The sequence below is a fragment of the Halorubrum sp. Boch-26 genome, from assembly GCF_029889805.1.
In the GTDB taxonomy this organism is placed as follows: Archaea; Halobacteriota; Halobacteria; order Halobacteriales; family Haloferacaceae; genus Halorubrum.
Window position 1 is genome coordinate 1 of sequence record NZ_JARANT010000121.1, and the last position, 6,720, is coordinate 6,720.

Consider the following 6,720-nt stretch of genomic DNA (forward strand, 5'->3'; position numbering starts at 1 on the left):
CGCCGCGGCCGCGTCGCTCGCGGCCGACGGCGCCCTCTCGCTGTCGGCGTCGGTCGGGACGGCGGGCGAGGCCCCCGACGAGGGCGCCGCGGGCGCGACGACGGCCGACGGCCCCGCCGCCGCGGTCGTCGCCCGCGGCCGCGACGTCGAGGGCGAGCGCTTCGACCGCCGGCTCGCGGTCTACCGGCGCCTCCGCGCGGCCGACGCCGTCCCGAAGACCGGCTTCAAGTTCGGCGCCGACTTCCGGACGTACCTCGACGTGGAGACGGTCGAGGACCTGCCGCACTCCGAGCACCTGGTGCGCGTCGTCGACGCCGACCACAGCTTCTCGCCGCGCGAGCTCTCGCTCGACGTGCGGCTCGCGGGCGGCGTCCGCAAGGAGATGGTGTTCGCGCTGACGGCGGTGGAAGGCGGGGACGGCGGAGGCGACGGGACAGCCGAGAGCGACGCGGCCCGCGACGCCGACGTGGAGTGGCTCTCGATCGGGCGGCTGACGCCCTGAGCCGCGGATCGAGCCGAACGGAAGCCTTTTTTTGACCGCTCGCCGTCGTCGCGCCCATGCCGTTTCCCTCCACGTCCGACGCGGAGCCGAGCGAGTACGACATCTCCACCGTCGACCTCAGCGACGACCGATACGAGGTCAAACAGTCGCTGGTCCGGAACAAGTACGCCGTCCGCGACAGCGCCGGCAACGTCGTCCTCCGCGGGAAACAGAAGCTGTTCAAGCTGAAAGAGGAGTTCCCGTTCGTCACCGGGGACGGCGAGGACGCGTTCTCGGTGAAGGCGGGCGGCATCATGGACGTCGCGGGCAACTACGCGATCATCGACGCGGGCACCGGCGAGGAGGTCGTCGTCTTAGACGAGGACTACTCCATCTTCGTCGAGAACTGGACGATCCGCGACCCGGACACGGGCGAGACGCTGGCGACGATCAAATCGAAGAACAAGCTGCTGTCGGCGCTCCGGCACCTCGTCGGCGCGGCGAACCTGATACCGAACAAGTACGAGATATTCGACGCCGACGGCGGCCACGTCGGCGACATCGAGGGGCAGTTCTCGATGCGCGACAGCTACACGGTCACCATCGACGACGCGAGCGACGTGCCGAAGGAGGCCGTGATCGCGGCCGCCTGCGTCCTCGACGCGTTGGAGAACCAGTAGCGCCGGTCGCGCCGCGCCGCTCGCTCACTCCCCGCCCAGCTTCGACTCGCCGACCGCGTCGTGGCCCTCGATGACCTCGGTGCCGCCCATGTACGGGCGCAGCGCCTCGGGGACGGTGACGGTGCCGTCGTCGTTCTGGTAGTACTCCAGGATCGCGACGACGATCCGCGGGACCGCGAGCCCCGAGCCGTTCAGCGTGTGGAGGTAGTCGGCGGACTCGTGGTGCTCCTCGCGGTAGCGGATCCCGGCGCGGCGAGCCTGGAAGTCCTCGAAGTTCGAGACGGAGGAGACCTCCAGCCAGCGGCCCCCCCGATCGGGACCCTCGTCCATGTCGTCGGCGGGCGCCCACACCTCGATATCGTACTTCTTCGCCTGCGTGAACCCGAGGTCGCCGGTACACATCTCGAGGATGCGGTAGGGGAGTTCGAGGCGGCGAAGCACCTCCTCGGCCTCGTCGACGAGCCCCTCGAAGCGCTCGCCGCTCTCCTCGGGCCGGACGAAGTTCACCATCTCCACCTTGTTGAACTGGTGGACGCGGACGATCCCGCGCGTCTCGGTGCCGTGCTCGCCCGCCTCCTGTCGGAAGTTCGGCGTGTACGCCTGGTACTTCAGTGGGAGGTCCTCGCCGAGTAAGATCTCGTCGCGGTGGAGGTTCGTGACGGGCACCTCCGCGGTCGGGAGCAGCCAGAGGTCGTCGTCGTCGTACTCGTCCTCGTTCGTCCCCTCGACGCGGTAGGCGTCCTCGGTGAACTTCGGGAGCTGGCCGGTGCCGCGCATCGACGCGGAGTTGACCGGGATCGGCGGGAACACGTCCTCGTACCCCTGCTCGCGGTGCACGTCGAGCATGAACTGGATCAGCGCGTGCTCCAGCCGGGCGCCGTCGCCCTTCGCGACGTAGAAGCCGCCGCCAGCGACCTTCGCGCCGCGCTCGAAGTCGAGTATCTCGAGCTCCTCGCCCAGATCGTAGTGGGGCTCCACGTCGTCGGGGACCTCCCGGAGGTCGTCGAACCCCTCGCGGCGCCGCTCGACGTTCTCCGACTCGTCGGCGCCGACGGGGACGGAGTCCTGCGGGATCTGGGGGAGTTCGAGCAGCGACGCCTCCAGTTCGGCCTCCAGCTCGTCGGCGCGCTCCTCGATGCCTTGCAGTTCGGCCTTGATCTCCTGCGAGCGCTCGATCGCTTCCTGGGCTTCCGCCTCCTCGCCCGCCTGTTTGAGTTCGCCGATCGTCGAGGATACCTCGTTGCGCTCGTGGCGCAGGTCGTCGCCGCGCTGTTTCAGCTCCCGCCACTCCTCGTCGACGTCGAGTATCCGGTCGAAGTCCACGTCGACGCCCTTGTTGTCGAGCGCCTCGCGGACGACTTCGGGGTTCTCCCGGACGAACTGTCGAGACAGCATTTGTCGGGAGTTCCGCGGGGCGACCCAAAACCGTATCGGAGCGTCGGCATCGGTTGGCACGGGAAATCGGAGCGGCGTCAGTACCCGCCCGGGAGGGCCATCCCGATCGCGAGCGCGGCCAGCGGCACCGCGGCGACGACCGCGTACCACAGTCCGGCGGCGACGAGGAGGGCCCACGTGGAGGCGCCGTACCCGGTCGGGTCCCAGTCCACGCCGAGCGACGGGAGCCCGTCCGCGGCGACCGCCGGGGCGACGAACCCCACGAGGACCCCGCCGAACAGCGCCGTGTCGAGGAACCCCTCGCTCCAGCCGGGGCCGGCCGAGTCGACGAGCCAGACCGTCAGGACGACGCCGACGAGGTACGGGACCGAGAGGCCGAGCGCGACGCCGACGTAGGAGGGTACGAGCCGCCCCGCCGGCGGGAGCGCGACGAACAGCGCCCGGAACCGCGCCGAGAGCAGGAACGGCGTCCAGCAGACGGCGGCGACGAGCCCGGGGAGGACGAACAGTGCGAGCAGCCAGAGCCAGCCGACCGCCGAACCGACGACCGCGGGAGCGCCGGCGACGGAGACGGCGGAGGGGACGACCATACGCCGCCACTCGTCGGACGTGTCAAACGCTTTGTGGTGGCGCGGGAGCGAGTCGTGGTGGCGAGGATCGCCACGATTTACATACCGCGCCGCGAGCGCGTACGCATGCTCATCACGGGCGCGGAGCTGGCCGACGGGCGAGTCCGCGACGTTCGGATCCGAGACGGGACCATCGACGCGGTCGAACCGACGAACGCGGGGCTCGACCCGGACGCGGGCGAGGGCGTCGTCGACGCCCGCGGCCGCCACCTCCTGCCCGGCGCCGTCGACGTGCACGTCCACTTCCGCGAGCCGGGCGGGAGCCACAAGGAGACGTGGACCTCCGGCTCGCGGAGCGCGGCCGCCGGCGGCGTGACCGCGGTCGTCGACCAGCCGAACACCTCGCCGCCGACGGTCGACGGCGACGCCTTCGACGAGAAGGCCGAACTCGCCGCAGAGTCGCTCGTCGACTACGGGATCAACGGCGGCGTCACCGCGGACTGGGACCCCGAGAGCCTGTTCGAGCGCCCCCTGTTCGCGCTCGGGGAGGTGTTCCTCGCGGACTCGACCGGCGACATGGGGATCGCCGTGGACCTGTTCGAGGACGCGCTCGCGGAGGCCGCCGCCCGCGACGTCCCCGTCACGGTCCACGCGGAGGACGAGACCCTGTTCGACGAGGGCGCGCTCGAGGGCGACCTCGGCGGCGTCGGCACCGCGGCGACAGCCGACGCGTGGTCCGCCTACAGAACCGCCGAGGCGGAGGTCGCCGCGGTCGAGCGCGCCCTCGGCGCCGCCGCCGAGAGCGACGCGCAGGTGCATATCGCGCACACGTCGACGCCCGAGGGGATCGACGCGGTCGTCGCGGCGCGGGAGTCAGAGACGGGCGAGGACGGGAACGCGACGGCGGGCGCCGCTCCGCCCACCTGCGAGGTCACCCCGCACCACCTGTTCCTCTCGCGCGAGAACGCCGGCCGGCTCGGCACGTTCGGCCGGATGAACCCACCGCTCCGCTCCGAGGAGCGCCGCGCCGCGGTGTTCGAGCGGCTCCGCGACGGCGACGTCGACGTCGTCGCCACCGACCACGCGCCCCACACCGCGGACGAGAAGCGGCGGGGGCTCGCGGACGCGCCGAGCGGCGTGCCGGGCGTGGAGACGCTGTACCCGCTCCTCTTGGAGTCCGTGCGCAAGGGCGAGCTCACGCTGGAGCGCGTCCGCGACGTCGCCGCCGCCAACCCCGCGTCGATCTTCGGGATGGACGCGAAGGGGCGGGTCGCCGAGGGCGCCGACGCCGACCTCGTCCTCGTCGACCTGACGAACCCGCGCGAGATCGAGGCGGGAGCGCTTCACAGCGCCTGCGGCTGGACGCCGTTCGAGGGGTTGCAGGGCGTCTTCCCGGAGCTGACGCTCGTCCGCGGCGAGGTCGTCTACGAGCGCGACCCCGTGACGGGCGCGGAGTCGTTCGGCGAGCCGGCCGGTCGGAACGTCCGAGAGCCGTAGTTCGATCAGCCGTCGTCCGGACGGTTGTCGTCCGAGAGATCGCGGTCCGAACGGGCGCCGCACCGACCGGAACCGGGCGTGTACGGCCGGTGCCGCTCGGCGGAACGCATATGCCGTTGCTATCCTAAGCGGGGCCATACCGATGGTCGTGGGTAGCCCTGGCACGGGAGGCGATAGCAGGACCGGCGTACCGACGGGTCGGAACGGACGACCCGATCGGGGCGCCGCGGGACGGACCTCGACATGACTGACGCGGCGGAGACCGGCCCGTCGGGGGTCGACCCCGACGGAACGGGTGGAGCGGAGCGTTCCCCGATGGCGCTCGACGAGGTCGCCGCGCTCGCGGAGCGCGTCGTCGACAACGTCGAGGCGGTGATCGTCGGGAAGCGGGCGGCGGTCGAGCACGTCGTGGTCACGGTCCTCGCCCGCGGGCACCTCCTCGTGGAGGACGTGCCGGGCGTCGGGAAGACGACGCTCGCGAAGGCGGTGTCGCGCTCGATCGACGGCTCGTTCAAACGCGTCCAGTTCACTCCGGACCTCCTCCCGGCCGACGTCACCGGCGTCAACGTGTTCAACCAGCGCACGGACGAGTTCGAGTTCCAGCCCGGACCGGTGTTCGCCAACGTCGTCCTCGGCGACGAGATCAACCGGGCGCCGCCGAAGACGCAGTCGGCCCTGCTGGAGGCGATGGAGGAGAGGCAGGTGACGACCGACGGCGAGACGCGGGCGCTCCCGGACCCGTTCTGCGTGATCGCCACCCAGAACGACGTGGAGCCCGGGCAGACGTACGAGCTCCCGGTCGCAGAGATCGACCGATTCACGAAGAAGATCCGGCTCGGCTACCCCACCACCGAGGAGGAGGCCGAGATCCTCGGCCGGATGGCGGGCGATCACCCGGTCGACGCCGTCGAGCCGGTCGCGTCGATCGAGGAGGTCAGGCGCGCCCGGTCGGCGGTCGGCGAGATCGACGCGACCGAGCCGGTCCGGGAGTACGTCGCGCGGCTGGCGACGTACACGCGGCGGAACGCCCGGCTCGGCGTCAGTCCCCGGGGGAGCCTCGCGCTGCTCCGGGCGGCGCAGGCCCGGGCCGCGCTCGACGGCCGCGGCTACGTGATCCCCGACGACGTCCAGGCCGAGGCGCCGACCGTGTTCGCGCACCGCGTCCGCTCCGGCTCCGGGACCGACGGCGCGGACGTGGTCGAGGACGCGCTGGACCGGACGAGCGTGGAGTGATCCGCCGTGTCGTCGCCAACCCTCACCCGCCGAGGCCGCGTCGTCCTCGGGGTCTGCGCGGTCGGCGCGGGCATGGCGCTGGCGGCCGGCGGGCGGGCGCTGGAGGCGGTCGTCCTCCCGAGCGCAGTCGCGCTCGCGGCGGGGTACGTCCAGCTCGTCCGGATCGACGAGCCGGCGGTCAGGCGGACCCTCCCGCCCGAGGGGTTCGTCGGCGAGGGCGGCGAGGTCGCACTCGTGTTCAGCGGTCGCGGGTCGAACGGGGAGCTGTCGCCGACGTACGTCGCCGACGTCGACGACGCGCTCGACGGCGGGCTGGCGGGACCAGATGAGCCGATCCGCACCTCCGTCGGCGACGCCGCGGGGACGTATCGCGTCCGGTACCTGCGCCGGGGCGAGCGCCGATTCGGTCCCGTCACGGTGACCGCGAGCGACGTGTTCGGGCTCTTCGAGCGGCGGGCGGTCGTCGAGGCGTTCGACGCGACCCTCGCGTACCCGGTCCGCCGCGATATCCCGGCGTGGTTCCGGCGCGCGCTGTACGCCGACAACGCCGTGGGCGCGAGCCAGCAGCGCGAGGAGTTCGACCGGCTTCGGGAGTACGCACGCGGGGATCCCCTCCGCGACGTCCACTGGGCGGCGACCGCGAAGCACGACGAGATCGTGGTGAAGGCGTTCGCCGCGGAGACGGAGCGCGGCCGCGTGGCGATCGTCGGCGAGACCGGAGACAGTCGGAAGCGCGCCGGCGGCCGGGAGAGCCCGGACGACCGAGATCCCGCCGACGCGCTCGCGAGCGCGGCCGCCAGCCTCGCGCTCGCGCTGCTGGACGACGGCGTGCCGGTCGACCTGACGCTCCCGGGAGGCGAGGTCT

The 6,720-nt window shown here is 72.2% G+C and carries 7 protein-coding genes; 5 read left to right on the plus strand and 2 right to left on the minus strand.

Annotated elements, in window-relative coordinates; genetic code table 11:
- On the plus strand, positions 1 to 502 hold a 502-nt coding region (endA, locus tag OQF71_RS13330; protein ID WP_280588247.1), incomplete at its 5' end, for a tRNA-intron lyase.
- Positions 503 to 558: 56 nt separating this feature from the next.
- The gene (locus OQF71_RS13335; RefSeq protein ID WP_280588248.1) at positions 559 to 1,161 is read left to right on the plus strand and encodes a hypothetical protein; all 603 of its coding nucleotides are present in this window, start codon (positions 559 to 561) and stop codon (positions 1,159 to 1,161) included.
- A 24-nt stretch (positions 1,162 to 1,185) separates the two neighbouring features.
- Here OQF71_RS13335 and serS read toward each other — a convergent pair whose 3' ends face one another.
- Both serS and OQF71_RS13345 read right to left on the minus strand, forming a co-directional pair.
- Positions 1,186 to 2,556: a serine--tRNA ligase gene (gene serS / locus OQF71_RS13340; protein ID WP_280588249.1), complete on the minus strand. Its 1,371-nt coding sequence runs from the start codon at positions 2,554 to 2,556 to the stop codon at positions 1,186 to 1,188.
- Between the two features lie 77 nt (positions 2,557 to 2,633).
- Positions 2,634 to 3,146 carry a hypothetical protein gene (locus OQF71_RS13345; protein WP_280588250.1) on the minus strand — a complete coding sequence of 171 codons (513 nt, stop codon included), beginning with the start codon at positions 3,144 to 3,146 and terminating at the stop codon, positions 2,634 to 2,636.
- A gap of 105 nt (positions 3,147 to 3,251) precedes the next feature.
- Here OQF71_RS13345 and OQF71_RS13350 point away from each other — a divergent pair, with 105 nt between their 5' ends.
- The 3 genes from OQF71_RS13350 to OQF71_RS13360 form a co-directional block, all read left to right on the plus strand.
- A complete protein-coding gene (locus OQF71_RS13350; protein WP_280588251.1) occupies positions 3,252 to 4,622 on the plus strand; it encodes a dihydroorotase in 1,371 nt (456 codons plus the stop codon).
- 243 nt (positions 4,623 to 4,865) lie between these two features.
- On the plus strand, positions 4,866 to 5,855 hold the full coding sequence (locus tag OQF71_RS13355; RefSeq protein ID WP_280588252.1) for an AAA family ATPase: 990 nt from the start codon (positions 4,866 to 4,868) through the stop codon (positions 5,853 to 5,855).
- A gap of 6 nt (positions 5,856 to 5,861) precedes the next feature.
- Positions 5,862 to 6,720: DUF58 domain-containing protein (locus tag OQF71_RS13360; RefSeq protein ID WP_280588253.1), on the plus strand; the 859-nt coding region annotated here is incomplete at its 3' end.